At 39.5% G+C, this 1,129-nt stretch carries 2 protein-coding genes; one reads left to right on the top strand and one right to left on the bottom strand.

All coding sequences use genetic code 11. The features are described from left to right. On the top strand, positions 1–769 hold a 769-nt coding region (locus tag A2003_RS13915), incomplete at its 5' end, for an aminoacetone oxidase family FAD-binding enzyme (protein WP_286687520.1). 31 nt (positions 770–800) lie between these two features. Here the strand turns inward: A2003_RS13915 and A2003_RS13910 are convergent. After that, entirely contained in the window at positions 801–980 is a 180-nt protein-coding gene (locus tag A2003_RS13910; protein ID WP_004914255.1) for a hypothetical protein, read from the bottom strand. Positions 981–1,129: the final 149 nt, after the last annotated feature.

The raw sequence follows: 1,129 nt of genomic DNA, 5'->3' as shown, positions 1-1,129 counted from the left end.
TTTTATTATTGAAACCAATCAAGGCACTTATCACTGTGAGTCGTTAGTGGTTGCCACTGGTGGTTTATCGATTCCAACATTAGGCGGTTCAGGTTTTGGCTATGAACTGGCAAAGCAGTTCGGACATCATGTATTTCCAACCCGTGCTGGTCTTGTTCCCTTTACTTTTTCGGATCAGTTTAAAGAAGTAACCACTCGCTTAAGTGGTAATGCATTAGATGCAACCTTGATCAACGATCGTCATCAATTTACTGAAGCACTTTTATTTACCCATCGCGGTTTAAGTGGTCCAAGCTCCTTGCAACTATCCAATTACTGGCATGTTGGAGAAAGTTTTAAAATAGACTTTTTCCCAAGCCAAGATTTATTGGATTTTTTCAAAGCCAAGAAAAAATCACAACCTAAAGTTCTACTCAGAACTTTACTGAATGAGTTCACTGCAAAAAGTATCGTTATTGAGTTACAGCAACTCATTTGGGCGGATCACAGTGAAACTTCGATTGGCAATATCAGTGATGCTCAACTGGAGCACATTGCAACACAACTACATGCTTATGCTGTAAAACCTTCAGGAACTGAGGGATATCGAACTGCAGAAGTGACTCTCGGTGGCGTAGATACCAGCGAGGTATCCTCCAAAACCATGGAAAGTAAAAAACAAAAAGGCTTGTATTTTATTGGAGAGGTTCTCGATGTAACAGGTCATCTTGGGGGATATAACTTCCAATGGGCGTGGTCATCAGCACAAGCCGCTGCTCAATTCGTCTAGAAAATTCAAATTGAGCAGATCATTTGATGAACTAAGAGTGATGCTCAGGAGAATTCGCTGCTTCAACAGAAGAGGATTGCGAGCTATTTGATGTTGATTTTTCTTTGCTCGTGCCAGACTTTGCGATCACGAATTTATATGCACTTGCCAAAAATCCTACGGTGATTCCAGCAATAATAATCGGTGCAAATACGCGGTTAGGCTTCTTCATTTAATTCTCCTATAGACTTTTTATTTATTGAAAAAACAAAACGACCACCCTGTTAAGAGTGGTCGAATTGATCAAAAAAATCAAAGATTATTTTTTCTATTCATCTGAATATGGAGATGAAGGAGGAGTTGGATTGCTATTGGTACTAA

Origin of the sequence: Acinetobacter sp. GWC1_38_13 (assembly GCF_001767535.1) — a bacterium.
Lineage (GTDB): Bacteria > Pseudomonadota > Gammaproteobacteria > Pseudomonadales > Moraxellaceae > Acinetobacter > Acinetobacter junii.
The sequence above is the reverse complement of the archived record's forward strand: the minus strand, read 5'-3'. Positions and strand labels throughout refer to the sequence as shown.

Coding starts and splice junctions, on each gene's coding strand:
- A2003_RS13910 (WP_004914255.1), bottom strand. CDS start 980: ATGAAGAAGCCTAACCGCGTATTTGCACCGATTATTATTGCTGGAATC.